This window comes from Bacillus sp. FSL H8-0492 (genome assembly GCF_038006145.1).
Taxonomy (GTDB): Bacteria; Bacillota; Bacilli; order Bacillales; family Bacillaceae_G; genus Bacillus_A; species Bacillus_A mycoides.
In genome coordinates, this window is the sequence record NZ_JBBOUP010000001.1 from 1,102,249 (window position 1) to 1,124,899 (window position 22,651).

33 protein-coding genes and 1 pseudogene are annotated in these 22,651 nt (G+C 34.8%); 24 read left to right on the forward strand and 10 right to left on the reverse strand.

Going from position 1 to position 22,651, the window contains the following annotated elements; translation table 11 throughout:
• The first annotated feature begins 159 nt into the window (after positions 1-159).
• The 10 genes from comGA to MHH66_RS05595 all read left to right on the forward strand — a co-directional run bounded on the left by comGA (position 160) and on the right by MHH66_RS05595 (position 5,804).
• Positions 160-1,203 carry a competence type IV pilus ATPase ComGA gene (comGA, locus tag MHH66_RS05550; RefSeq protein WP_002138337.1) on the forward strand — a complete coding sequence of 348 codons (1,044 nt, stop codon included), beginning with the start codon at positions 160-162 and terminating at the stop codon, positions 1,201-1,203.
• A complete protein-coding gene (gene comGB / locus MHH66_RS05555; protein WP_078184432.1) occupies positions 1,190-2,227 on the forward strand; it encodes a competence type IV pilus assembly protein ComGB in 1,038 nt (345 codons plus the stop codon). Before comGA ends, comGB begins: the two co-directional genes overlap by 14 nt.
• Before the next feature lie 11 nt (positions 2,228-2,238).
• Complete coding sequence (comGC, locus tag MHH66_RS05560) at positions 2,239-2,538, forward strand: competence type IV pilus major pilin ComGC (protein ID WP_002088623.1); 300 nt, start codon at positions 2,239-2,241, stop codon at positions 2,536-2,538.
• Complete coding sequence (gene comGD / locus MHH66_RS05565) at positions 2,535-2,990, forward strand: competence type IV pilus minor pilin ComGD (RefSeq protein WP_078184431.1); 456 nt, start codon at positions 2,535-2,537, stop codon at positions 2,988-2,990. Before comGC ends, comGD begins: the two co-directional genes overlap by 4 nt.
• Entirely contained in the window at positions 2,983-3,279 is a 297-nt protein-coding gene (locus MHH66_RS05570) for a hypothetical protein (protein WP_016100615.1), read from the forward strand. Before comGD ends, MHH66_RS05570 begins: the two co-directional genes overlap by 8 nt.
• Positions 3,263-3,724 carry a competence type IV pilus minor pilin ComGF gene (gene comGF / locus MHH66_RS05575; protein ID WP_061689623.1) on the forward strand — a complete coding sequence of 154 codons (462 nt, stop codon included), beginning with the start codon at positions 3,263-3,265 and terminating at the stop codon, positions 3,722-3,724. Before MHH66_RS05570 ends, comGF begins: the two co-directional genes overlap by 17 nt.
• A complete protein-coding gene (gene comGG / locus MHH66_RS05580) occupies positions 3,721-4,092 on the forward strand; it encodes a competence type IV pilus minor pilin ComGG (RefSeq protein ID WP_033709423.1) in 372 nt (123 codons plus the stop codon). Before comGF ends, comGG begins: the two co-directional genes overlap by 4 nt.
• Positions 4,093-4,265: 173 nt before the next feature.
• Entirely contained in the window at positions 4,266-4,916 is a 651-nt protein-coding gene (locus tag MHH66_RS05585) for a 2OG-Fe(II) oxygenase (RefSeq protein WP_002034016.1), read from the forward strand.
• A gap of 151 nt (positions 4,917-5,067) precedes the next feature.
• Positions 5,068-5,565, forward strand: coding sequence for a shikimate kinase (locus MHH66_RS05590; RefSeq protein ID WP_002129082.1), 498 nt, complete (start codon positions 5,068-5,070; stop codon positions 5,563-5,565).
• Positions 5,566-5,603: 38 nt separating this feature from the next.
• Positions 5,604-5,804: a YqzE family protein gene (locus MHH66_RS05595; RefSeq protein WP_078184430.1), complete on the forward strand. Its 201-nt coding sequence runs from the start codon at positions 5,604-5,606 to the stop codon at positions 5,802-5,804.
• Positions 5,805-5,871: 67 nt separating this feature from the next.
• On the opposite strand, the gene MHH66_RS05600 is transcribed toward MHH66_RS05595, so the two are convergent.
• The gene (locus MHH66_RS05600) at positions 5,872-6,507 is read right to left on the reverse strand and encodes a VC0807 family protein (RefSeq protein WP_002015010.1); all 636 of its coding nucleotides are present in this window, start codon (positions 6,505-6,507) and stop codon (positions 5,872-5,874) included.
• A gap of 128 nt (positions 6,508-6,635) precedes the next feature.
• Positions 6,636-6,752, reverse strand: a pseudogene (locus MHH66_RS05605) (GTP pyrophosphokinase).
• 71 nt (positions 6,753-6,823) lie between these two features.
• Between MHH66_RS05605 and MHH66_RS05610 the strand changes: the two are divergent.
• Together MHH66_RS05610 and MHH66_RS05615 are read left to right on the forward strand one after the other, a co-directional pair.
• Positions 6,824-7,051: a hypothetical protein gene (locus tag MHH66_RS05610; protein WP_000032698.1), complete on the forward strand. Its 228-nt coding sequence runs from the start codon at positions 6,824-6,826 to the stop codon at positions 7,049-7,051.
• 98 nt (positions 7,052-7,149) lie between these two features.
• The gene (locus MHH66_RS05615; RefSeq protein ID WP_002088613.1) at positions 7,150-7,281 is read left to right on the forward strand and encodes a hypothetical protein; all 132 of its coding nucleotides are present in this window, start codon (positions 7,150-7,152) and stop codon (positions 7,279-7,281) included.
• A gap of 50 nt (positions 7,282-7,331) precedes the next feature.
• Here MHH66_RS05615 and MHH66_RS05620 read toward each other — a convergent pair whose 3' ends face one another.
• Both MHH66_RS05620 and MHH66_RS05625 read right to left on the reverse strand, forming a co-directional pair.
• A complete protein-coding gene (locus MHH66_RS05620; protein ID WP_078184429.1) occupies positions 7,332-8,126 on the reverse strand; it encodes a YqhG family protein in 795 nt (264 codons plus the stop codon).
• Positions 8,113-9,795: a DEAD/DEAH box helicase gene (locus MHH66_RS05625; RefSeq protein WP_002015016.1), complete on the reverse strand. Its 1,683-nt coding sequence runs from the start codon at positions 9,793-9,795 to the stop codon at positions 8,113-8,115. Before MHH66_RS05625 ends, MHH66_RS05620 begins: the two co-directional genes overlap by 14 nt.
• Before the next feature lie 391 nt (positions 9,796-10,186).
• On the opposite strand from MHH66_RS05625, the gene gcvT reads away from it, so the two are divergent.
• The 11 genes from gcvT (at position 10,187) to MHH66_RS05680 (ending at position 18,582) form a co-directional block, all read left to right on the forward strand.
• Positions 10,187-11,287 carry a glycine cleavage system aminomethyltransferase GcvT gene (gcvT, locus tag MHH66_RS05630; RefSeq protein WP_002034013.1) on the forward strand — a complete coding sequence of 367 codons (1,101 nt, stop codon included), beginning with the start codon at positions 10,187-10,189 and terminating at the stop codon, positions 11,285-11,287.
• Between the two features lie 20 nt (positions 11,288-11,307).
• A complete protein-coding gene (gene gcvPA, locus MHH66_RS05635; protein WP_002015020.1) occupies positions 11,308-12,651 on the forward strand; it encodes an aminomethyl-transferring glycine dehydrogenase subunit 1 in 1,344 nt (447 codons plus the stop codon).
• Positions 12,648-14,123 (forward strand): aminomethyl-transferring glycine dehydrogenase subunit 2, encoded by a 1,476-nt coding sequence (gene gcvPB, locus MHH66_RS05640; protein WP_002122485.1) that lies wholly within the window; start codon positions 12,648-12,650, stop codon positions 14,121-14,123. The genes gcvPA and gcvPB overlap by 4 nt, the downstream gene beginning before the upstream one ends.
• A gap of 284 nt (positions 14,124-14,407) precedes the next feature.
• Positions 14,408-14,611 (forward strand): DUF3929 family protein, encoded by a 204-nt coding sequence (locus MHH66_RS05645; RefSeq protein WP_000262495.1) that lies wholly within the window; start codon positions 14,408-14,410, stop codon positions 14,609-14,611.
• 70 nt (positions 14,612-14,681) lie between these two features.
• The gene (locus tag MHH66_RS05650; RefSeq protein ID WP_002088608.1) at positions 14,682-14,873 is read left to right on the forward strand and encodes a hypothetical protein; all 192 of its coding nucleotides are present in this window, start codon (positions 14,682-14,684) and stop codon (positions 14,871-14,873) included.
• A 118-nt stretch (positions 14,874-14,991) separates the two neighbouring features.
• Complete coding sequence (locus MHH66_RS05655) at positions 14,992-15,366, forward strand: GntR family transcriptional regulator (protein WP_063218904.1); 375 nt, start codon at positions 14,992-14,994, stop codon at positions 15,364-15,366.
• Positions 15,367-15,369: 3 nt separating this feature from the next.
• The gene (locus MHH66_RS05660) at positions 15,370-16,242 is read left to right on the forward strand and encodes an ABC transporter ATP-binding protein (RefSeq protein WP_063218905.1); all 873 of its coding nucleotides are present in this window, start codon (positions 15,370-15,372) and stop codon (positions 16,240-16,242) included.
• Positions 16,223-16,891 (forward strand): ABC-2 transporter permease, encoded by a 669-nt coding sequence (locus MHH66_RS05665; RefSeq protein WP_063218906.1) that lies wholly within the window; start codon positions 16,223-16,225, stop codon positions 16,889-16,891. The genes MHH66_RS05660 and MHH66_RS05665 overlap by 20 nt, the downstream gene beginning before the upstream one ends.
• A 14-nt stretch (positions 16,892-16,905) precedes the next feature.
• Entirely contained in the window at positions 16,906-17,520 is a 615-nt protein-coding gene (locus tag MHH66_RS05670) for an ABC-2 transporter permease (protein ID WP_078184428.1), read from the forward strand.
• Positions 17,521-17,552: 32 nt separating this feature from the next.
• Entirely contained in the window at positions 17,553-18,149 is a 597-nt protein-coding gene (locus MHH66_RS05675; protein WP_078184427.1) for an ABC-2 transporter permease, read from the forward strand.
• Between the two features lie 247 nt (positions 18,150-18,396).
• On the forward strand, positions 18,397-18,582 hold the full coding sequence (locus MHH66_RS05680; protein WP_063218908.1) for a hypothetical protein: 186 nt from the start codon (positions 18,397-18,399) through the stop codon (positions 18,580-18,582).
• Between the two features lie 16 nt (positions 18,583-18,598).
• Here MHH66_RS05680 and MHH66_RS05685 read toward each other — a convergent pair whose 3' ends face one another.
• From MHH66_RS05685 to MHH66_RS05705, 5 genes are all read right to left on the reverse strand, one after another.
• Complete coding sequence (locus MHH66_RS05685) at positions 18,599-18,856, reverse strand: DUF3975 family protein (RefSeq protein WP_063218909.1); 258 nt, start codon at positions 18,854-18,856, stop codon at positions 18,599-18,601.
• Between the two features lie 15 nt (positions 18,857-18,871).
• Positions 18,872-19,186 (reverse strand): DMT family transporter, encoded by a 315-nt coding sequence (locus MHH66_RS05690; protein WP_002015033.1) that lies wholly within the window; start codon positions 19,184-19,186, stop codon positions 18,872-18,874.
• Between the two features lies 1 nt (position 19,187).
• Positions 19,188-19,520, reverse strand: coding sequence for a DMT family transporter (locus MHH66_RS05695; RefSeq protein WP_000312339.1), 333 nt, complete (start codon positions 19,518-19,520; stop codon positions 19,188-19,190).
• Between the two features lie 71 nt (positions 19,521-19,591).
• A complete protein-coding gene (locus MHH66_RS05700; protein ID WP_002034003.1) occupies positions 19,592-20,173 on the reverse strand; it encodes a TetR/AcrR family transcriptional regulator in 582 nt (193 codons plus the stop codon).
• A 98-nt stretch (positions 20,174-20,271) separates the two neighbouring features.
• The gene (locus MHH66_RS05705; protein ID WP_002034002.1) at positions 20,272-21,249 is read right to left on the reverse strand and encodes a LacI family DNA-binding transcriptional regulator; all 978 of its coding nucleotides are present in this window, start codon (positions 21,247-21,249) and stop codon (positions 20,272-20,274) included.
• 317 nt (positions 21,250-21,566) lie between these two features.
• Here MHH66_RS05705 and MHH66_RS05710 point away from each other — a divergent pair, with 317 nt between their 5' ends.
• On the forward strand, positions 21,567-22,103 hold the full coding sequence (locus MHH66_RS05710; RefSeq protein WP_016100627.1) for a hypothetical protein: 537 nt from the start codon (positions 21,567-21,569) through the stop codon (positions 22,101-22,103).
• Positions 22,104-22,138: 35 nt separating this feature from the next.
• Here the strand turns inward: MHH66_RS05710 and MHH66_RS05715 are convergent, their stop codons facing one another.
• Positions 22,139-22,522, reverse strand: coding sequence for a rhodanese-like domain-containing protein (locus tag MHH66_RS05715; RefSeq protein ID WP_002034000.1), 384 nt, complete (start codon positions 22,520-22,522; stop codon positions 22,139-22,141).
• Positions 22,523-22,651 lie beyond the last annotated feature (129 nt).

The following is a 22,651-nucleotide window of genomic DNA, read 5'->3' on the forward strand; positions in this document are numbered from 1 at the left end:
TACAGATAAACTTCCATATAGGTAATTTCAGACAATAATTCAGAAATTGTTCATAATTTCACAAACATATTTTCCCTTTTTATCCTAGTGAAAATACAAAATCTCTAATTTTTCTTGTGCATTTTTTCATGATATATACATAGTGAGGAGGGAAACTTGATGAATAGTGTCGAGCTTTTTGCAAATATGATTATGAAAGAAGCTTGTGGGGTGCAAGCATCGGACTTACATATTGTGCCCAGGCAGAAGGATGTGGCGATTCAATTACGTATTGGAAAAGATTTAATTACGAAACGGTGTATTGAAAAGGGATTTGGAGAAAAGCTTGTTTCGCACTTTAAATTTTTAGCATCAATGGATATAGGAGAGAGGAGAAAACCTCAAAATGGTTCGTTGTACTTACAAATTGATGGGCAAGAAGTGTATTTACGCCTTTCAACACTTCCAACAGTATATCAAGAAAGTCTCGTTATTCGCCTCCATTTACAAGCATCTGTACAGCCGTTGTCTCACCTTTCGTTATTTCCAAGTTCAGCGGAAAAATTACTCTCTTTTTTAAAGCATTCGCATGGGTTACTCGTATTTACTGGGCCGACTGGTTCTGGAAAAACAACAACAATGTATGCGTTATTAGAAGTAGCTAGAAAATGGCAAACACGTCGCATCATTACACTAGAAGATCCAGTTGAGCAAAGAAAAGACGGTTTATTACAAATTCAAATAAATGAAAAAGCTGGTATCACATATAAAACAGGATTAAAGGCTATTTTGCGTCATGATCCAGATATTATTTTAGTTGGCGAAATTCGTGATGAAGAAACAGCAAAAGTAGCTGTAAGGGCCAGTTTGACGGGACATTTAGTAATGACAACCTTGCATACAAATGATGCGAAAGGAGCGATACTACGATTTATGGATTATGGTATTACAAGGCAAGAAATTGAACAATCATTATTAGCAGTAGCTGCTCAGCGGCTCGTCGAATTAAAATGTCCATTTTGCAGAGGGAAGTGTGCAACTTTATGTAAATCAATGAGGAAAGTGAGACAGGCAAGCATTTATGAACTGTTATATGGATATGAATTAAAACAAGCGATTAAAGAAGCAAGTGGAGAACATGTTACGTATCACTATAAAACGTTGGAATCGTCGGTTCGAAAAGGGTATGCTTTAGGCTTTTTAGAAGAAGATGTATATGTTTAAGAGAAAATGGAGTTTAAGTGATCAAGCATTATTATGTAAAAGATTAAGTGATTTATTAGAGAAAGGTTACTCACTTTTGCAGGCGTTAGAATTTTTGCAGTTGCAACTACCATTAGGGAAGAAATTACAGTTACAGCGTATGATCGAGGGATTGAAAAATGGACAAAGTTTGCACGCTTCTTTTCACCAATTAATGTTTCACTCTGAGATGTTAAGTTATTTGTTTTATGCAGAGCGACATGGTGACATTTCTTTTGCTTTGCAACAAGGAAGCGTACTTCTTTACAAGAAAGATAAATATAGGAAAGATATGATGAAAGTAATGCGATATCCTATGTTTTTATCATTTTTTTTAATGATTATGCTTTCTGTTTTTAACCTCATTTTATTGCCTCAGTTTGAAATGATGTATAGTTCTTTACGTTCTACAGCACCACCACTTACGGAGCAAATTTTAGTTGCAATTAAATTATTACCCTACTTCATTTATATGATTGTTCTTATCGTTATAACGGGATTTAGTTTATATATATTTTATTTCCGAAAACTTCCGCCTACTCAAAAGGTAAAGATTATGATCCGTATTCCCCTTATGAAAACATTTCTTATTTTAAATCATTCTCATTATTTCTCCACTCAATTAAGTGGTTTATTACACGGTGGATTGTCCGTACACGAAGCATTAACAATAATGATGAAGCAAAAGTATCATCCGTTCTTTCAGTATGAAGCAGACCGAATTGAGCGACAATTAATTGCAGGAGAACCGTTACAATCTATTATTGATAAAAGCGGTTATTACGAGAAAGAACTTTCTTATATCATTACGCATGGACAAGCAAACGGTAATTTAACAAATGAGCTTGGTGATTACAGTGAGCTCATTATTGAAAAGGTAGAACAAAAAATTAAACGTATGTTATTTGTGATTCAACCCATTTTATTTACATGTCTTGGGGTTATAGTCATTTTGATGTACTTAGCGATGATTATGCCGATGTTTCAAATGATGAATTCTATATAGGGGGCATTTACATGCAGAATGAGGAGGGTTTTACTCTTTTAGAAATGTTATTAGTTATGGTTGTCATAACTGTATTATTACTATTAATTATTCCAAATGTAGTTACACAGCGCTCATCCGTCCAAGGAAAAGGATGTGCAGCCTATGTGAAATCTATAGAAGCACAAATACAAGCATATCACTTGCAACATAATAAGATTCCATCAATAGAGGAACTTGAAACAGGAAAGTATATTACTTCAAAAACTTGCCCGAAAGGTGAACCAATCCATATTTCCGATGATGGTACGGTATCAGCTGGGAAATCGTGAAGCAAAAAGGTTTTACTCTTTTAGAAATGCTACTTGTCTTATTTGCTATTTCTGTACTGAGTGTTGTTACGCATTTTAACGTTACTTCATTACATGAAAAACAAAAAGTTGAGCAGTTTTTGAAACAGTTTTCAAATGATATTTTGTATATGCAGCAGTTGGCGATTAAGCGTCAACAACATTATACGTTACGCTGGTTTAAAGGGAAACAGATGTATTATATTTCGGAATCGGAGACAGACCTTTTAATTGTTAAGAGAGAATATGATAAAGATGTCCAAGTGGATTTGCATACCTTTCCAAATCCAATGACATATAATCCGAGCGGGAATATTAATAGGGGTGGTACGATTTTACTTTCCTATCGAGGGTATAAATATGAGATTGTATTTCAGCTTGGAAGAGGGAGATTTACGTATCGTGAAGTGTCAAAAAGGATCAGTAATGGTTGAAATGGTTGTAGCGTTAAGTTTAATAATGATGGCGGCATCGTTATTGCTCCCGCAAACATTATTAATTATGCAAGAAAGAAAAAATATAAAAATGAGCTATAAAGCATTAATATTATTAAAAAAAGAAGCGGCCTTATTTAAGTATGAGAATGAGGAAAAGCGAGTAAAAGAGCAAGTCATAAAAGGAATTGTATATTACACATATTGGAGAGGAGATGAAGTTTGTACGATGTGGAAAGATAGGAGAGGAAAAGCGATGGAGCAATGCCTTTATGCAAAGGAAAAATAAAAAAGAAGCGGGATTTACATTAATAGAAATGATTGCATGTTTGTTGCTTTTATCAATGTTCTTTTTACTTTTACCGCGTCTTCATATTATGGGGATAGAAAATACACATTCAAAAGGATTAAATGACTGGGAGTGGGATGTGTTTTTAGGACAAATGCAATTAGAGTTTCGTGAAGTATCAAGTGGGAGGAAGATAGAGCTAGAAAACGGTGGGAATATTTTACGCTTCCAACTTCGTAATGGTGATCAGGTGACGTATGAAAAGTTGAATAGTAATTTAATAAGAAAAGTAAATATGCGCGGAAGGGAATTTATATTACAAAGGATTGAAGCGATTTCGTATAAATTAACACCTCATTTCTTATATATATATGTGAAAGATATAAGTGGTGAAATATATGAAGGCGTGGCTGTGCGCTATAGTGAAATTGAGATAGAAACATGAGAAAACAAAATGGATTTGTAATGCCAGGAACAATTATTTTTCTTATTTTATTCATTTCTTTTTTGATGTACGAAACGAATATGTTACTTTCGGATAAAAAATTTTATTCTGAAATAGAACAAAGTTTTTTCATGGAGGAACTTGTTGATCGAGCTATTTCAGATATAAAAAGAGACTTACAGCAAAAAGAAAAAGAGGATGTTTTTTTATTTCAGTATGAAAGAGGAGAAGTGAGTGGAAAGTACGTCTTTGAAAATGATGTTATTATCATTTCGTTGCAATGTGTTACAAAACAGAGAGTTTTCTATACAGTGAGCTTTCACTATAGGAAAAAGGATAATAAAATATTTGATTGGGTAGAAGGATAATATGTAAAATATATGGAGAAGAACCATGAGTTTCTATTGTGGAGGGAGTCAATTTCTTTGAGGAAAGGGATAAGAACGATGTTCAAAAGTTTAAATTTTCTCAAAAAAGAGAAAGGTAGAAAGAATATGATATATTCATGCTATCCAATCATTTTTTCTAGGGAGATAAGAAAATGACAAATAACAATCAAATAGGTGAAAGTAAGGAACAAACTATTTTTGATCATAAAGGAAATACGATTATGACAGAGGATAGGGAAATACAAATTATTTCAAAATTCGAAGAACCTCTTATTGTTGTATTAGCAAATGTATTAAGTGATGAAGAGTGCGCTGAATTGATTGAATTGTCTAAAAGTAATATGAAACGTTCTAAAGTTGGTTCATCACGTGATGTAAATGATATTCGAACGAGTAGTGGTGCATTTTTGGAAGAGAATGAACTTACTTCGAAGATTGAAAAACGAATTTCATCTATCACGAATGTTCCTGTAGCGCATGGAGAAGGATTGCACATTTTAAATTATGAAGTGGATCAAGAATATAAAGCGCACTATGATTATTTTGCAGAACATAGCAGGTCAGCTGCTAATAATCGTATAAGTACTCTTGTGATGTACTTAAATGATGTAGAAGAAGGCGGGGAAACATTCTTTCCGAAATTAAATCTTTCTGTACACCCTAGAAAGGGAATGGCAGTATACTTTGAGTATTTTTATCAAGATCAATTACTAAATGAGCTTACGTTACATGGAGGAGCACCTGTAACGAAAGGTGAGAAATGGATTGCAACGCAGTGGGTGAGAAGAGGTACTTATAAGTAAAAGTGAGCCAGCTTGTTTGATTACGAGAAAATAGTGAGTATGTTACGTTTTGTTCTTCATAGCATAAGAAGAACAAAACGTTTTTTTATTAAATAAAGTAACATCTTTCGTTATAATAACAAATAATAACGGATGATTGAGAGGAACGAAAATGAAATCTATATACATAACTGGCTATATGGGAGCCGGGAAAACAACAATTGGAAAAGTGTTAAGTAAAGAACTTCATATGGATGTTGTAGATACAGACCAAAAAATTGAAGAGAAGCAAGAGAAGGCAATTCGTGATATTTTTGCCGAAGAAGGCGAAATGGCTTTTCGGGAATATGAAAGTGAAATGTTACGTTCACTACCGGTTCAGAATGTAATTATTACAACGGGTGGAGGGATTATTGAACGAGCGGAAAATCGAAAGTGGATGAAGGAAAATGGAACTGTTGTGTATTTATATTGCGATCCACATGTAATTGCAGAAAGGCTTCGTGAAGATACGACACGTCCACTATTTCAGAAGAAAGATATAGATGCATTTATAACGAAATTTGAATCGCGCCGAGCTTATTATGAAGAGGCTGATATTCATATCGATACGACAAATAAGTCGGTAAAGCAAATTATGAATGAATTAAAGCAAAAGATTAATGAATAAAAAAGTGGACATACTAATCAAGTAGAGGTGATGATAATATGTCTACTAATGATTATGTACGCTTTGTGACACAGCAATTTGTGTCATATATGGATGCTCCAAAAGAGGATCGAAAACAACAGAAACAACAACGTCGCGCGGAGAAAGAGCCATTCTTAAATAAATGGTTTGGTGTTATGCCACTGAGCGCTGCTTTGTTTTATCGAAATGTAAAAAATAAAAGAAAAAAATCAAACTAACTTTTTCGTAATATGTCTGGCAAAATAAAGATCCCCCTAGTGCAACAAGCTGCTAGGGGATCTTTATTTATTGTTGCACAGATTCTTTTTCTTCAGTAACCGCATGTATCTTATTATTTACCCATACAAACCCTATTCCGATGCAAATAGAAATACCCCAGCCAACAGCGGTCATAATAGCTCTCATTTCACCATATCCATCTACACCGAAAACAGAGATGAAATAGATTTTCAAGAAGCTTTTTAATATAAATTGAAGGCCGAAAAATAGTGTTAAATATTGCAGTGCTGGATATATACGACTATCACGATAAAGCTCACGACTTTTATCACGATCATGACCTTGCAGTGCTGAAATATCCGCTGCGAAATATAACATAAGTGGTTTTTTTATAAAGATTGTACATATAACGATGCAGCCAAGTACGATATGATAATATGCATCATTCCATAGCATTCGTTCCGCTGATCCAGATATTAAGTCTACCGTTGTATTAGAAATGAGTGTAATTAAAATAAAGAACCCTGTAACGTTAAACTGTTTTTCTTTTTTAAAGGTATACAGTGTATAAATAATCCCCGGAACAGAGGAAATTAACATTGCGTAATAAGGATCGATATAAGGTTTTGCAAATTTCCAAATGAGGAATGGGAATACGAGATAAAAGACAAGATCTAATATAGCTTTTTTATTTTGATTCATACAAATCCTCCTTAAGTCATACATATATTTTATAATATAATTTCTGAAAATTGTATAAAGTTTAATAAAAAAAAGAAAAGTAGATGATTAGTAGATTAAAAAAATTGTCCCTAGCGTAGTAAGTTTTTTTAGTATATAATAAAGGAAACGCTTTCATTTTTGATTTGTTCACAAAATGGATGGAAAATCACATATTTACTATTGATATGTTACTTTATAATGAAACTAATTAAATATACATGCATACAATATTGTGAAATAAATAACATAAATAATCTATATAAATGTAAACGTTATCAAAAGAGAGGTGGAGACAATGAGTAAATTTTTCTTCAATCATAATCCAGCAACATTAGAGGATGGAAGACTGGTTAAGTATGCTGAAATTATTTATGGAGAAGGTGGCCGTTCTGTATTAGAAAATTTAATGGTGAAGGCATCTATCAGATTACGTGATCGTTATCCGAATAAATCTGACGAACAGATCTCGAACCTCGTAAATCAAGGCATCCATGATATGTTTCAAAAATACGTGAATGAGTAAGAGCAGCTACTGGCTGCTCTTATTTTTTTGTATAAGGATTGTGCCTCTAGCTGAAAATAAAGATGCATTTTGAAACATGCAAAAAGGAGGCGAAAAAGATGAGTAATGGAATTGGTCGTTCAAAAGAGAATCTTCCAACTGATGCAAACCATGTAAGTGCAAAGGATCGTGCATATCAGAAACGTATGACAGAGAAAAAACAGCAAGAGCGTAATGAAGATAGAGAATAGGCTGGGAACATATCTTAAAAGAAAGCTCCTTCAATCTGAAGGAGCTTTCTTTAAGATAGAAAATGATTTGCGGTAACATAAAAGAGACCACCGTTTATAATTTGTATTGTAATGCGTGGTTCGTATTGTTCTTGTAATGCTTGCTTTTCAATTTCATAGCTTTCTGGAAGTTCATCGCTATCTTCGTAAAATCGATTTAAAAGGTCTAAATCGTGATTCCAACGCACTCTCGCTTCTTTTGCCCACGTGTGGTCATCTTCAGCGATTATACTTTTTAAAGCATCCTCTATACGCTGTAAGCCACTTTGTGGCTTACTGATAGGTGAGAGGGTAAAACAAAAGTCAGGTATTTTCGGTGTGAGTTTGATCTCTGCTAAAGTGTCATGAAAGTTTGCAATCATTGTCCCGGAAATAAGATGAATACCGATGGAATGAAGTATGTCTTTTTTTCGGTCGCATTGATAAGATACTTTTATATTTACACCAAGCCAAGGATGAAGGGGGGTATGAGTTGCCCCGCTATGTTTCACTTCCTCATATAAACGTATGTATGAACCTAGTTCTTTTGTTGTTTCAAATATTTGATGCAAACGGGGTGAACCGTAATGAATAAGTTCACCGTCGTTTTCTTCGTTTTCCGGATTTGTAATAAGAGTAAGGCGCATCGGGTTCGGAACGCCTCCTGTTTTTTCAAGATAGTGCCAATAGAAAGGGCGGTTCATTAATAATTTATCCATTTCAATTGTTAATTGCACGTCTAATAGGTGAGGGGAACGTTCTAAAATTTCGCAGTTATTCGCCTCAAAAAAGTTATATAAGTAATTATGAATTTCATTTTGCTGCATAGTCCTGCACCTCTGCTTCATTGCGCTTCGCAAAATCGATAATAGATGTTAAATTTTCCATCTTGATTCGAATTTCACCTTCGCTTTTTGACTGCGCGAAAATTTCTTGAATATGCGCATCAATATTTTTCATGTTGATTCTCGTTAAAATTTCATCGAGTTCACCGATTACACGTTCAAATAAATTAATTTTTTCATATAGTAGTTTTAAAATGTGCTCTTCAACAGTGTGCTTTGTTGCTAAGTTATAAATGTGAACATCATTTTTTTGTCCAAGACGGTGAATACGTCCAATCCTTTGCTCGAGTCGCATTGGATTCCACGGTAAGTCGTAATTAATCATATGGCTACAAAATTGTAAGTTAATTCCTTCACCACCAGCTTCGGTCGCAATTAATACTTGGGCATGATTTTGGAAAAGCTCCTTCATCCAATCTTTCTTCCCGCGCTTAAATCCACCGCGAAATGGAACAGAGGAAATGCCATGTTGTTGTAAGAACCATTGTAAATACATTTGTGAAGCTCTATATTCAGTGAAGATAATGACTTTATCGTCAACTTCTTTTATAAGCTCTAGTGCTTTATTTGCTTTGGAGTTGAACGGAATATGATTAATTTTGTCCATCAGCACATCAATATGTGGGTCCTTTATGTAGTGCTCATTTTCTTTCTGTCTTTTTTCTACATGTTTTTTTAGTGAATAGTAAACAGCTTCACGACTACTACATGCTTCCCGTTTTAAAGTTAAGGATGAGAAAGCAGATGTGACGGCATCTTGTCCACGCCAATTTTCAATTTCATTATACAAAGCTTGTTCTTCTTCATTGAATTCAACGAAGATTGTTCGTACATGCCTCTTCGGCCAATCAATGCCAGTGTTATTGCGTCTATTTCGAACCATTACTTTATTGATAAGAGCTTTTAAATCTTCATCTGATTCAGTGGAACGATTTTTGGAAGCGTAATATTCTTCAAAATTAGATTGATTGCCTAAATGACCTGGTTTTAATAAAGAAACGAGGTTGAAGATTTCATCGATTTTATTTTGAACAGGAGTTGCAGTTAGTAATAAACAAAACTTCTTTTTTAATCGCTGTGCAAATTCATAGTTTTTTGTTTTATTATTTTTTAGTTTATGTGCTTCATCGATAATAATAAGGTCATACTCTAGGTTTAAAACGATATCGCGATGCGGTGAACGTTTCGCAGTATCGATTGATGAAACGATGACATCAGCTTGTTCCCAAGAATAACTTTTCTTTTGAGCGACCGCAGGAATAAAAAATTTTGTGTTTAGTTCATACGCCCACTGAGATACGAGAGAAGCTGGAACGAGAATGAGTACCTTTTTTACAAGTCCTCGAACCATATATTCTTTCAAAATAAGTCCAGCTTCAATCGTTTTTCCAAGTCCAACTTCATCTGCTAGAATCGCTTTACCATTCATTTGTTCAATGACATTTTGAGCGACCTCTAATTGATGTGGAAGCGGCGTGAAATGTGATAAATGTTTCGGTGCTTGCAATCCATCAAAAGTAGGGACGAGTAACGATTTCTCTGTTTTATAAGCTAAATGATATAAATCCCAATTTGTCCAAGGACCATCTTCATCAATTCTTTTTAAAAAATTATTTTGCCACGTTCGATCTACGGAAATATCGACATTCATTAAGACTCTCCCACCTTTTATAAACTAAAGTGATTATTAAAAAAATCTTTATTATAAGCCTCGTAATAAGGCGCTATCACAATTACTAAAAGTTAAAGAATAGGCAATGATAGAGGGCTAAATTTCAAAATTTGTATTTAATAAGATTAAGAATGAAAAATTCTAAATTATTTTTTATGCTAGAATATTGATGAAATATAGCGAATAATGTTAGGATAATGGTGTGAAATGTGTGGAATCTTTCGTATTTTATCCAAGAAAGTAACTTTTTATTTACGCTTTCATAAAAAAATATACTGAGATTCCGTATAACCTTATCTTTTCAGAATGAAAATGTTTAGATATGGGAAGCAACTTTTATTGATTTGTCAGAGCATAAGGGGGAAAGAGCATGATTACATTACAACGTACACCGTTATTTGATGTATACGCGAAGTATGGTGGGAAAACAGTCGACTTCGGTGGTTGGGAATTACCAGTTCAATTTTCAAGCATTAAAGAGGAACATGAAGCTGTACGTACAGGAGCAGGTTTGTTCGATGTATCTCATATGGGAGAAGTAGAGGTAAAAGGTGTAGATAGTTTAGCATTTTTACAACGTGTTGTTACAAATGACGTATCTACCTTAAAGGTAGGGGGCGCACAATATACAGCTATGTGCTATGAAAATGGTGGCACAGTAGATGACTTATTAATCTACAAACGTGGTGAAGAAGACTATTTATTAGTAATCAATGCATCAAATATCGAGAAAGATTACGAATGGTTAGCTAGCCATGTAATTGGCGATGCGAAAGTAGTCAATGTTTCTAGTGAAGTTGCGCAGCTTGCAATTCAAGGACCAAAAGCAGAAGGCATTTTACAAAAAGTTGTGTCAGAAGATTTGAAAGAAATTAAGTTCTTTAAATTTAAAAATAATATTCTTGTAGATGGAATTCCTGCACTTGTATCTCGTACAGGTTACACAGGTGAAGATGGATTCGAAATTTACTGTAAGAGTGAAGATGCAGCAAAACTTTGGGAGAAACTTCTTGAAGTGGGAGCAGAAGAGGGCTTAAAACCATGTGGCTTAGGTGCTCGTGATACACTTCGCTTCGAAGCAACACTTCCGTTATACGGACAAGAGTTATCAAAAGATATTACACCGATTGAAGCGGGAATTGGCTTTGCGGTAAAACCAAATAAAGAAGCAGATTTCTTTGGAAAAGAAACGTTAAAAGAGCAAAAAGAAAACGGTGCATCTCGTAAATTAGTCGGCATCGAAGTAATCGAACGCGGTATTCCTCGTACGCATTACCCTGTATTTATAGGAGAAGAAAAAATCGGGGAAGTAACGAGTGGTACACAATCTCCAACGTTAAAGAAAAGCATTGGTTTAGCACTAATTGATGTAAAATACGCAGCAGTTGATACAGAAGTAGAAATTGAAATTCGTAATAAACGCGTCAAAGCAGTAGTTGTTCCAACACCATTTTATAAACGTTCAAAGTAACGGGGAGAGGGGTAGATTTCATGTTGCATCGTTATCTTCCAATGACAGAAGAAGACAAAAAAGAAATGTTACAAACAATCGGCGTTCAAACGATTGATGAGTTATTCTCTGATATTCCAGAGAGTGTTCGTTTTAAAGGGGATTTAAAAATTAAAGAAGCAAAATCAGAGCCAGAGCTGTTAAAAGAGTTATCTCAAATGGCTAGTAAAAATGCTAATTTAAAAGAATATGCTTCTTTCTTAGGAGCAGGTGTATACGATCATTACGCTCCAGTAATTGTTGATCATGTTATTTCTCGTTCAGAGTTTTATACAGCTTACACACCATACCAACCAGAAATTTCACAAGGGGAATTACAAGCAATTTTTGAATTCCAAACAATGATTTGTGAATTAACAGGAATGGATGTAGCAAACTCTTCTATGTATGACGGAGGTACAGCTTTAGCTGAAGCAGCAATGCTAGCAGCTGGTCATACTCGCAAAAAGAAAATTCTTGTTTCAGCGGCAGTTCATCCAGAATCAAGAGCGGTACTTGAAACATATGCAAAAGGTCAAAATCTTGAAGTTGTTGAAATTGATCATAAAAACGGTGTAACAGATTTAGAAGTATTACAAAGTGAAGTAGATGATACAGTTGCTTGTGTAATCGTTCAATATCCAAACTTCTTCGGACAAGTGGAAAAGTTAGCTGATATCGAAAAAATCGTTCATCAACAAAAATCATTATTTATCGTTTCTTCAAATCCATTATCATTAGGCGCATTAACACCGCCAGGAAAATTCGGTGCTGATGTTGTAATCGGTGATGCACAACCATTCGGTATCCCAACGCAGTTTGGTGGACCGCACTGTGGTTACTTTGCAACAACGAAAGCATTTATGCGTAAAATTCCAGGACGTCTTGTCGGACAAACTGTAGATTCAGATGGTAAACGTGGATTTGTATTAACGTTACAAGCACGTGAACAGCATATTCGTCGTGATAAAGCGACGTCTAACATTTGTTCAAACCAAGCGTTAAATGCATTAGCAGCTTCTGTTGCAATGACGGCACTTGGCAAACAAGGTGTAAAAGAAATGGCACGTCAAAACATTTCTAAAGCACAATATGCAAAACGTCAATTTGAAGCGAAAGGTTTCACAGTAACGTTCGCTGGACCATTCTTTAATGAATTTGTTGTAGATTGTAAACGTCCAGTTAAAGAAATAAATGATGTATTAATACAAAAGAATATTATCGGTGGTTACGACCTAGGCCGTGATTATAAAGAGCATGAAAACCATATGCTTGTAGCGGTAACAGAGCTTCGTACAAAAGAGGAAATTGACACACTTGTAAACGAAATGGGGGCTATCCAATGAAGAACCAAGACCAAGCACTTATTTTTGAAGTGACTAAAGAAGGACGCGTAGGATATAGCTTACCCAAATTAGATGTAGAAGAAGTAAAATTAGAAGATGTGTTTGAGAGTGATTATATTCGAGTAGAAGATGCAGAGCTTCCAGAAGTATCTGAACTTGATATTATGCGCCATTACACAGCGCTTTCAAACCGTAACCACGGTGTGGATTCTGGATTCTATCCACTTGGGTCTTGTACGATGAAATATAATCCGAAAATTAATGAAAACGTAGCTCGTTTCGCAGGCTTTGCAAATATTCATCCACTTCAAGATGAAAAAACAGTGCAAGGTGCAATGGAATTAATGTATGACTTACAAGAACATTTAATTGAAATTACAGGTATGGATACTGTTACGTTACAACCAGCAGCTGGTGCACACGGAGAATGGACAGGATTAATGTTAATTCGTGCATATCATGAAGCGAACGGTGACTTTAACCGTACGAAAGTAATTGTTCCTGACTCTGCTCACGGAACAAACCCGGCGTCTGCAACAGTAGCTGGTTTTGAAACAATTACGGTGAAATCAAATGAACATGGTCTTGTTGACTTAGATGATTTAAAACGTGTTGTAAACGAAGAAACAGCAGCACTTATGTTAACAAATCCAAATACATTAGGCCTATTCGAAGAAAATATTTTAGAAATGGCAGAAATCGTCCATAACGCAGGCGGTAAATTATACTATGATGGTGCAAACTTAAATGCGGTATTAAGCCAAGCACGCCCAGGAGATATGGGATTTGACGTTGTGCATTTAAATCTTCATAAAACATTTACAGGTCCGCATGGCGGCGGTGGCCCAGGTTCTGGTCCAGTAGGTGTGAAAGCTGATTTAATTCCGTACTTACCAAAACCGATTTTAGAGAAAACAGAAAATGGCTATCACTTCAACTATGATCGTCCAGAAGCAATTGGGCGTGTGAAACCATTCTATGGTAACTTCGGAATTAACGTTCGTGCATACACATATATTCGTTCTATGGGCCCAGATGGCTTGCGTGCAGTAACTGAGTATGCTGTATTAAATGCGAACTATATGATGAGAAGATTAGCACCATTCTATGATCTTCCGTTCGATAGACATTGCAAGCATGAATTTGTATTATCAGGTCGTCGTCAAAAGAAACTTGGTGTACGTACATTAGATATTGCAAAACGTCTGCTTGATTTCGGTTACCATCCACCAACAATTTACTTCCCATTAAATGTGGAAGAATGTATTATGATTGAGCCAACAGAAACAGAATCAAAAGAAACATTAGATGGTTTCATTGATAAGATGATTCAAATTGCTAAAGAGGTAGAAGAAAATCCAGAAGTTGTACAAGAGGCACCACATACAACAGTAATAAAACGTTTAGATGAAACATTGGCTGCTCGTAAACCAGTTTTACGTTATGAAAAGCTAGCACCTGTACAAGTGTGATTGGAAAAAAAAGAACTCGCTACATGCGGGTTCTTTTTTTTGCACCATTGGTGCAGCTAGAATGAAAAAAATGTTAAAAATTTATATTTTTTGTTTCATATTGCTGTAAAGATGCGGTTTTATAGGTGATTTTGTTGAAAAAGTCGGTTTGATAAAAGTATTTATTTTTGTTAGAATTTTATTGAAATTAAGAAGATGTGATGAGGTAGAAATTACTCATTTTTATGTATATGTGAAAAAACGAGCAAGACGGGGGTGGAAGCGTGGGATATCGATGTTATAGAATGGTATACCATTTAGAAAATGGAGAAACAATTAAAGATGTAAAAGAATTTTGTTACCGAGACCAAGGGAAAGTGTTAGAAAGAGTAGCACACCGTGTAATGGATAATAGAGAAGTGACAGCGATTGATAAACAAGGAACAATCATTTCAATAGCGTGTGAGGACATTGTAAAGGTAGAACTTGATTACATAACAGAAAGTTAACCTTGAGTCATATCGAATTATTCGATACAATATACTGTTGAATGGTGAAGAGAGAAGAGAGGAGTTTATCATGGGTAATACACGACACTTTTATATGTTTATTTTAGCGTTTGTTCTTGTTGTGGCGTTAACGATTTATTTAATTGTTGATAGCAGCTGGTACAATACAGTTCATCCAGCATTCCTTCTTTTTATGTATGTAGGAATTGCGGTTGTTAGTTTCGGAATGAGAGACGAAATGTTAGATCGCTTTGAAAAGTGATACATATACGAAAGACCAACAGGAAAATGTTGGTCTTTTTTTCTTGCCAAAAATAGGATGGTGTGTATATACTGTATATATAAGGTATACACAGTATATACACACACTGGAGGAAAACATGAATATTATTATTTCGAATTCTTCCCAAGACCCTATTTATGTGCAAATAAGAAAACAATTAAGCCAGCTTATTTTAAAGGGTGGTTTAAAGGGTGGAGACCAATTACCGTCTATTCGTAGCTTAGCGAAGGAATTACAGATTAGTGTAATTACAACGAAGCGTGCGTACGAGGAGCTTGAAAAAGAAGGATATATAGAAACTGTTGCTGGGAAAGGGACTTATGTTTCACGTAAAAATAATGAACTACTAAAAGAACAAAGGCTTCGTTTATTGGAAAGTAAAGTGGAAGAGGTTGTAAATGAAAGTAAAGCGTTGCAGCTTTCACTTGAAGATTTACAGCAGATGATTGCGTGTTTATATGAGGGGGAATAAGAGATGTTAGAGCTAAAAAACGTTTGTAAAACTTATCAAGATTTCTCAGTGAAAAATGTAAGTTTTACATTGCCACGTGGATATATTATGGGATTTATCGGACCGAATGGAGCTGGAAAAAGTACGACGATCAAAATGATTATGAATTTAATCAGAAAAGAGAGCGGTGATATAAAAATTTTTGGTAAGGACAATAAGAAAGCCGAAAAGGAAATAAAACAAAATATTGGTTTTGTATATGATGAAAATCATTATTACGAAGATTTAACGTGTGAGCAAATGAAACGGATTATTGCACCGTTATATAAAAAGTGGGACGAAAAGCAGTATCAATCGTATATGCAGAGATTACAAGTTCCAATGTATAAAAAGATTAAAGAGTTATCCAAAGGGATGAAAATGAAATTTGCGATTGCAATCGCACTTTCACACCATGCGGAATTCATTATTATGGATGAACCAACAGCAGGATTAGACCCAGTTGTTCGAAGTGAATTACTTGATATGCTGCAAGAGATTGTAATGGAAGATGAAGTATCTGTATTATTCTCAACACACATTACAACAGACTTAGAGCGCATCGCGGATTATATTACGTTTATCAACGATGGAGAAATTATATTTACTGGTGAGAAAGATGAATTAATGGAGAATTACGTAATCGTAAAGGGAAGTAATGATTTATTAGATCAAGAAGGAAAAGAGCTATTTGTTGGATTACGAAAAAATAAGTTTGGTTTCGAAGGTTTAGCGAAGGATAAACAAGCAATTATAGATTGGTTTGGAAATGAGGTCGTACTAGAAAATCCTACATTAGATGCTATCATCGTTTACACTGCGAAAGGGAGAGGTGCCTATGCGTCAGCTCATATATAAAGATTTGTTCTTTTTTCGGGTAACGTGGTTAGTGAATTTTGTTATGCCTCTTTTGTTATTTATGTTAGAGCCAAGTGGTGAATTGTTATTTCCGATGAGTTGTTTATTTATAACCCTTTCCTCGGTTATGACGTTAATCTTTATGGATGAAAGGAATAAAAGTGACATTGTTATAAATAGTTTACCGGTAAGCCGAAAGGATATCATCATTGCTAGATATATTTCCTGTGCAATATTCATTGTTGGTGGCATACTCTCTACGATGTTAGTTGTTTTTCTTATAAGAGGCATTGTGGTCATTGGTGATATCGGTGCCTATCATCCTAATCTATACATTGAAATTCCATGGTATGAAGTAATCAATGGAGCTGTTTACGCCTTGTTTTTTGTTGTGATACTTTTCCCTAGTTATTACGGTACAAAATCGAAGGTAGTAAGAAGTATAATATCAGCAGCATCAATGGGAGTGGGTGTAATTTTTTGGATGTTTATTAGTGATGGGCTGAATGAAACAGCACTTTCATTCATTGAGTGGATTATGAATCCTATGCATATTGGTGTATTTATAGTTGGATTCATTACATTAGTTAGTATTTACATTGCTTCTATGTTTCTTACAATTAAAATTTATGAAACGCGTGATTTATAGAGAGGAGAATTCATATGCAACAGTTGATTTTGAAGGAGTTTTTCTTACAGAAGAAGATGTTTCCTTTCTATTTTTTAATACCCATTTTATCTATTTTTAAGAATTCCGTCGAACCAATGGGGATTGCAATAGGATTATTTATAACATGTAGTACGATTATATATATTTCTTTTTATTATGACGAGAAAAGTAAAGCAGAAAAAGTATTAGTGAGTTTGCCTATAACAAGACAAGAGATAGTTATAGCTAAATATATTTCAAGCACATTATTTATTATGGCTGGTTTGAGTGCAACTTTTATAGTCGTAATATTAAAAAATATTTTGTTGGACAGGGATATAGTTATGCCCGGATATGCAGTGTTTTCAGCAATAGTAGCAACTTTAATTTATTGTGTAGTAACGATACCTACTAATTACATTGGGGGATATAAAGCTATTACTGTCTTGAATGTGATTATGCTTTTTCCTTTAATGGGTATGATTGGTCTTATGTGCAATGTTTTTGGTGATAAAACAATTATGTTAAAAGTACTCCACTCTCAAGAGGCTACACTAGCAATGATTGTTCTTGGTATCGGAGTATTAGTAAGTATAGTCATATCAATGTTTCAGGAGGCAGAGTTATAGAAGGGACATTTTCATATTAGGAGGGGTAAAACATGATCAAGCAATTAATTTTAAAAGATTTCATCATTCAATGGAAATTTTTAATTTGGTACATACTCTATCCTATTCTCTTTTATATGGCTTTAACAGATACGGAAAATCTATTCATAATTATGTCAGTAATTATTACAATTGGGGCAACAGTAAAAACATTTGAAGCAGATAGTAAAAATGAGAGTGAAGTTATAGTCAATAGTTTACCAATATTGAGAAAACAAATTGTATTTGCGAAATATATAGTAGCAATTATTATTCTTTTTATAAGCGTAACGGTCGGTTGTTTCACGATGGGAATGAAGAATGGGGTTAATCTATTTGAATTTATTGAAACGACAACGGTTGCTAGTATTAGCTTTATTTTAGTGTATTTAAACTTTGTTTTACCAATATCGTTTTGGTTAGCGTATAAAAAAACTATTTTTATTACGCTTTTCATACTAATAGCACCGACAGCAATCTGTTCTATGTTCTTTCAAATCAACCTAGAACAAATTCAGCTATATAACAGCGTGTTATTCGTTAGTTCAATTTGCATGTTCATAGTATCTATCTTCGTTTCAGTGAAATTGTATGAGAAGAGAGAATTTTAAAAGGTGCCTCGTAAAAGGCACCTTCTTCAATAACGGCAATACGAGAGCAAAAGTTTATAAACAGAAAGGCTATTAGGCACATCTTTCGGAGTATGTAATATAAAGCTGAAAACGATAACGAAAATGAGAAAGAGGAAAAATAAAAATAGGATCTGCTTATGTATAGAATTTTGCATATAACCCACTCCTTTTTTAGGTAGTATGTCCAAAAGAAAGAAGGATATGAAAAATTTTAGGAGGGAGAATGATGAACAAAAGAAAGTGGTTATATAGAATTGGGGTACTTTTATTTTCAATTGGTCTCATAATAGCAAATTTTTATTCGGATATACCACCGCTATTTCCTATTTTGCATAAAGGGATTGGTATGAGTGTTGTCATAGTTGGTTTGCTTTGTCTTATCGCATCAAATTTCTATAGAAAATCTAAATAGACATAAAAAAGGACAGTTACTTCTTTTCAGAAGAACTGTCCTTTTTAAATAACTTGTTCCATAGCTTGGCGATACTCCATATAATCACGATTGTAATGGAGACAATAATTGACCAAGCGATAGATGCAATTTCAAGTGCCATGTTAGGAAGGAATGTAAGAATGGATAATATTTTATGAAACAGCCATTCTATTATATGAAAACTTATTTGTAATAGAATGACGATCCCGAGTGTAATCCATGCTAAGATTTGTTTTCCTTTTTCTTTCCACATGACATTCACCTCACGTTAGCCTAATAATTTTAAGCCAACAGCGCCGCACAGAATGCAGCTTAAGAAGGCAAGGCGACGCCAATCCGCTGACTCGCGGAAAATAAGAATACCGAGAAGTGCACTTCCGGCAGTTCCGATTCCAGTCCAAATTGCGTAAGCAGTTCCCATCGGTAATGTGTTCATTGCAAGAGATAAGAAGAAGAAGCTTACGCCAAAGTTAGCGATTAAAATAACTTTTGGTGCCCAGCCTTTCTTTTCAGTGGCTACTTTCATAAAGAGTACACCAACAATTTCACAAATACCAGCTAGAATTAAAAATACCCAAGCCATTTTATGCGGCCTCCTTCGCTTCTTTTTCTTCTGTTACTCGTTTTAAACCAATTACTCCGAAGAAGATTAAACCGATTAATAATACTTTTACGATAGAGAAAGGTTCTCCGAAGATGAAAATCTCTGTAAGAACGATTCCACCAGCTCCAATTCCTGTAAAGACTGCGTATACAGTGCCGACAGGTAAATCTTTATATGCTCTAAATAATAAGACGAAACTAATTGTAATTAATAGAGCAACACCAGCCCACTCAAGTGGTGCCTCCGCTTTTTTAAGTCCAATAACCCAAAAGATTTCAATAATACCAGCTATGATTACATAAATCCATGCCATATGTCATTTCTCCTTCCTACCAGTCGTTAGGTAAAGGGCTTAAAAACGACGCATTGCAAAGGAGCAATCCGTCAGTTTGAAAGGCCGCGCCAAAATACTTTCCAAGAAGCTTCTAAACGTGTCTCAAAACGATTTAAACCTGCGTATAGTAGTTCAACCATAAGGCCGTCAAGTAAGCATAAAAAAGCCTCCAAAGCATCTTTTACTTCAATGTTATGCAGTTCATCTTGTTCGCTTGCTCTTTTAAACACAGGGAATAAAAGTTTTCCGACATTTTCAATGTGTACATTCGCTTTATCAATAATTTGTTCGCGAAATGCATCCGGCGGAAAATAAGAAGTTCGTAACCAAAACATTGATTCTTCACTTTCACCAAATCGTTTTGCATAACCTTTTAACAGATTTACTAGCAATTCTTCAGTAGACGATTTTGAAAAATTTTCGATATCGTCAGTGAAGCTTTGTAAATCTTTTTGAAGAGCGGATTCTAAGCATGTAAAATATAGCTCTTCTTTTCCTTTAAAGTGTGCGTAAATCGATGGTTTTTTAATCCCAACTTCTTGAGCAATATTTGCTAATGAAGTTCCTTCGTAGCCGTAGCGCGCGAAATGAGAAAGTGCTACAGCTTTAATGCGGTTTGCTGTCATTTTCATCCCCTACCTACCGTTCGTTAGGTTCATTATATGAGATAAAAAATATAAAGTCAATAGGTGAAGAACTGAAAAAAGAGTGCTATGGTTGGCACTCTTTTCTAGACTGTTTTTCGCTCAATTAAATGGAATGAAAGTTCTTCTGAGTTTCCAATAATGTGTTCGTTTTGTATCTGTTTATGAAATAAAGAAAAAGCACGTGATCCCATTGTGAGCCCGGGATGCTCAATAGTTGTAATTTCTAATGCTTTTGAAATTTCATGGTTATCAAATCCCAGGATAGCGAGGTCTTCAGGTATGCGAATGCCATGTTTTTTTGCCTCTGTTAATAAACCAGCAGCTACTTGATCGTTCGCTGTGAAAATAGCGGTTGGACGATTTTTCATGTTTAAAATACGATGAAGTATTTTTGCCCCGTCCTGCATCGTATAACATTGATGGAAAATCCAATCAGGGTGTACTGTTTTTCCTTCGTGACGGAGAGTGTCGGCGAAAGCTTTTTCACGCTCGATTGAATTAACACTTGTTTTTCTTGCTAAACAAATGCCGATTTTTTCATGACCTTTACTGAGTAAATAGGAAGTACCAAGGCGGAATCCTTCGTAATGATCTACATAGACAGATGAAATGAGGGGATGGTTCATTTTTTCACATGAAATAATAGGGGCAAATTTTGCGAACGGTTCAATTTGTTCCCATGAACTCGTGCGAGAGCAAATAATCATCCCGTCAAATTGTTTCATTTTCATCATTTCAAGAACGCGAATTTCTTCAATACTATCGTAATTCGTTTGGCATAAATTAATATGATATCCAGCTGCTAACGCTTCGTTTCCGATTCCTTCAATGATCGTGCTAAAGTACGGAAGATTAATAAAAGGTAGCATAACGCCAATTGTATATGTTTTACCCTTTATTAAATGGATAGCATTTATATTTTTTGCATAGTTCAATTCTTCAACTGCATCTAAAACACGCTTACGCTTTTCTTCTTTTACGTAAGGATGATTATTAAGGACACGAGAAACAGTTGATATAGATACACCAGCAGTTTTTGCAATTTGTTTTATATTGGCCATATGTATCACCTCTTTCCTTAATTATAAGGGGAAAATAATAAGAATGAAAAAAATCTTGACCTGAAAAGCTTTTCACAATCTATGTTATAAGCATGACTTCTGTTGTTCGCGTAACCTTTTTATTTGGGCGTAAGAATAGTGGGGTCTTTTTTGTATGTCTGCAAAGAATTTTTGTCAGAATGTGTGAGAATAACGTGGAAAGTTTTCGGAGGAGGCGTTTGATAACGAAGCGAATAGTAGAGAGTATAAACGCTTCACTCGTTAAGAGAGCGGTATGAAAGGGCGGAAACAAATTGAAAAAAGGAATCATTTGTTTCGTGTTTTCTAGTGTAATACTTAGCTCATGTTCATTTCAGCAAACGATGCAAGAAGAAAAAACATTTGTAGGAACAACAGGAGGGGCTAAGGACCGTGTTACTGATCCGATTCCGCTAAAGGAACTTCCAAAATATTTTCCGGCAAAGTTTAAAGTTCCAACGTTTTTACCTTATGACATTACGAGTGATGTGCAGGGAGAGGTAAGAACGATGGGAAAGAAGAATGCTGTCTTAACGATTAAATATAAGCAACAAGAGAAAGGAAGGCACGATTATATAGAATTAACAGTGGCCAACTTTTCTTACAGTTTTCCATACCTCGTAGAAGAAAATCGATTTCAAGAACAAATGAAATTGAATAATGGAGCACCTGCTTATTTTAAAAATAAGGATGATTACGAGCGAGGGGACGAATTTGCTACGCTTATATGGAAAGAGAAGGGGATTGAATATCAGCTATTATATCGTAATGTAGATGAGAAAGATGAAGATGTGATTAAACAAAATCTACTGTACATTGCGAACAATATGGAATAAAAAACTAGCTGTATCGTGCAGCTAGTTTTTGTATGTTATTTCTTTTTAATTTTTCCTGACCAAGATTTAAATCCACCTTTTAATTGGTAGAAATCTGTGTAGCCTTGTTTTTTTAAGTATTGAGCTGCACGACCTGTACGGAATCCGCTTTGGCAATATAAATAAACCGGTTGATCTTGGCGAAGTTCTTTGTGGCGAAGGCGAATTTGTGATAATGGAATGTTACGCGCACCTAAAATATGTCCCGCGTTAAATTCATCTGCTTCGCGAATATCGATAAGCTGTGCTTTACGGTAGCCAGCGCGAAATTCTTCTTCTGAAAGTGTTTTAATTAATTTTTTCTGATAGAAATACATCCATACAGTGTAGCCGATGAATGCTGCAATTGCGGCTAGTATAATAATCAAGTTTGTTGACACGATTCTATCGCTCCTTTTTTCTTATCCTACTTTCAATATTATAATGCCCGTATGTATTTATGCAACAGATTCATTTGTATATAAGAAGAAATTTCGTATTCTTTCACAAATTTTGTCGAATTTGGTAGA

Coding starts and splice junctions, on each gene's coding strand:
- MHH66_RS05705 (WP_002034002.1), bottom strand. CDS start 21,249: ATGGCCAATATAAAACAAATTGCAAAAACTGCTGGTGTATCTATATCA.
- MHH66_RS05625 (WP_002015016.1), bottom strand. CDS start 9,795: ATGAATGTCGATATTTCCGTAGATCGAACGTGGCAAAATAATTTTTTA.
- MHH66_RS05585 (WP_002034016.1), top strand. CDS start 4,266: ATGACAAATAACAATCAAATAGGTGAAAGTAAGGAACAAACTATTTTT.
- MHH66_RS05620 (WP_078184429.1), bottom strand. CDS start 8,126: ATGCAGCAAAATGAAATTCATAATTACTTATATAACTTTTTTGAGGCG.
- MHH66_RS05665 (WP_063218906.1), top strand. CDS start 16,223: ATGCGTCAGCTCATATATAAAGATTTGTTCTTTTTTCGGGTAACGTGG.
- comGB (WP_078184432.1), top strand. CDS start 1,190: ATGTATATGTTTAAGAGAAAATGGAGTTTAAGTGATCAAGCATTATTA.
- MHH66_RS05690 (WP_002015033.1), bottom strand. CDS start 19,186: ATGGCTTGGGTATTTTTAATTCTAGCTGGTATTTGTGAAATTGTTGGT.
- MHH66_RS05695 (WP_000312339.1), bottom strand. CDS start 19,520: ATGGCATGGATTTATGTAATCATAGCTGGTATTATTGAAATCTTTTGG.
- comGF (WP_061689623.1), top strand. CDS start 3,263: ATGCAAAGGAAAAATAAAAAAGAAGCGGGATTTACATTAATAGAAATG.
- comGC (WP_002088623.1), top strand. CDS start 2,239: ATGCAGAATGAGGAGGGTTTTACTCTTTTAGAAATGTTATTAGTTATG.
- MHH66_RS05700 (WP_002034003.1), bottom strand. CDS start 20,173: ATGAAAATGACAGCAAACCGCATTAAAGCTGTAGCACTTTCTCATTTC.
- gcvT (WP_002034013.1), top strand. CDS start 10,187: ATGATTACATTACAACGTACACCGTTATTTGATGTATACGCGAAGTAT.
- comGG (WP_033709423.1), top strand. CDS start 3,721: ATGAGAAAACAAAATGGATTTGTAATGCCAGGAACAATTATTTTTCTT.
- MHH66_RS05650 (WP_002088608.1), top strand. CDS start 14,682: ATGGGTAATACACGACACTTTTATATGTTTATTTTAGCGTTTGTTCTT.
- MHH66_RS05600 (WP_002015010.1), bottom strand. CDS start 6,507: ATGAATCAAAATAAAAAAGCTATATTAGATCTTGTCTTTTATCTCGTA.
- MHH66_RS05660 (WP_063218905.1), top strand. CDS start 15,370: ATGTTAGAGCTAAAAAACGTTTGTAAAACTTATCAAGATTTCTCAGTG.
- MHH66_RS05590 (WP_002129082.1), top strand. CDS start 5,068: ATGAAATCTATATACATAACTGGCTATATGGGAGCCGGGAAAACAACA.
- MHH66_RS05655 (WP_063218904.1), top strand. CDS start 14,992: ATGAATATTATTATTTCGAATTCTTCCCAAGACCCTATTTATGTGCAA.
- gcvPA (WP_002015020.1), top strand. CDS start 11,308: ATGTTGCATCGTTATCTTCCAATGACAGAAGAAGACAAAAAAGAAATG.
- MHH66_RS05680 (WP_063218908.1), top strand. CDS start 18,397: ATGAACAAAAGAAAGTGGTTATATAGAATTGGGGTACTTTTATTTTCA.
- MHH66_RS05675 (WP_078184427.1), top strand. CDS start 17,553: ATGATCAAGCAATTAATTTTAAAAGATTTCATCATTCAATGGAAATTT.
- MHH66_RS05595 (WP_078184430.1), top strand. CDS start 5,604: ATGTCTACTAATGATTATGTACGCTTTGTGACACAGCAATTTGTGTCA.
- MHH66_RS05610 (WP_000032698.1), top strand. CDS start 6,824: ATGAGTAAATTTTTCTTCAATCATAATCCAGCAACATTAGAGGATGGA.
- comGA (WP_002138337.1), top strand. CDS start 160: ATGAATAGTGTCGAGCTTTTTGCAAATATGATTATGAAAGAAGCTTGT.
- MHH66_RS05670 (WP_078184428.1), top strand. CDS start 16,906: ATGCAACAGTTGATTTTGAAGGAGTTTTTCTTACAGAAGAAGATGTTT.
- gcvPB (WP_002122485.1), top strand. CDS start 12,648: ATGAAGAACCAAGACCAAGCACTTATTTTTGAAGTGACTAAAGAAGGA.
- MHH66_RS05615 (WP_002088613.1), top strand. CDS start 7,150: ATGAGTAATGGAATTGGTCGTTCAAAAGAGAATCTTCCAACTGATGCA.
- MHH66_RS05570 (WP_016100615.1), top strand. CDS start 2,983: ATGGTTGAAATGGTTGTAGCGTTAAGTTTAATAATGATGGCGGCATCG.
- MHH66_RS05685 (WP_063218909.1), bottom strand. CDS start 18,856: ATGTGGAAAGAAAAAGGAAAACAAATCTTAGCATGGATTACACTCGGG.
- MHH66_RS05645 (WP_000262495.1), top strand. CDS start 14,408: ATGGTATACCATTTAGAAAATGGAGAAACAATTAAAGATGTAAAAGAA.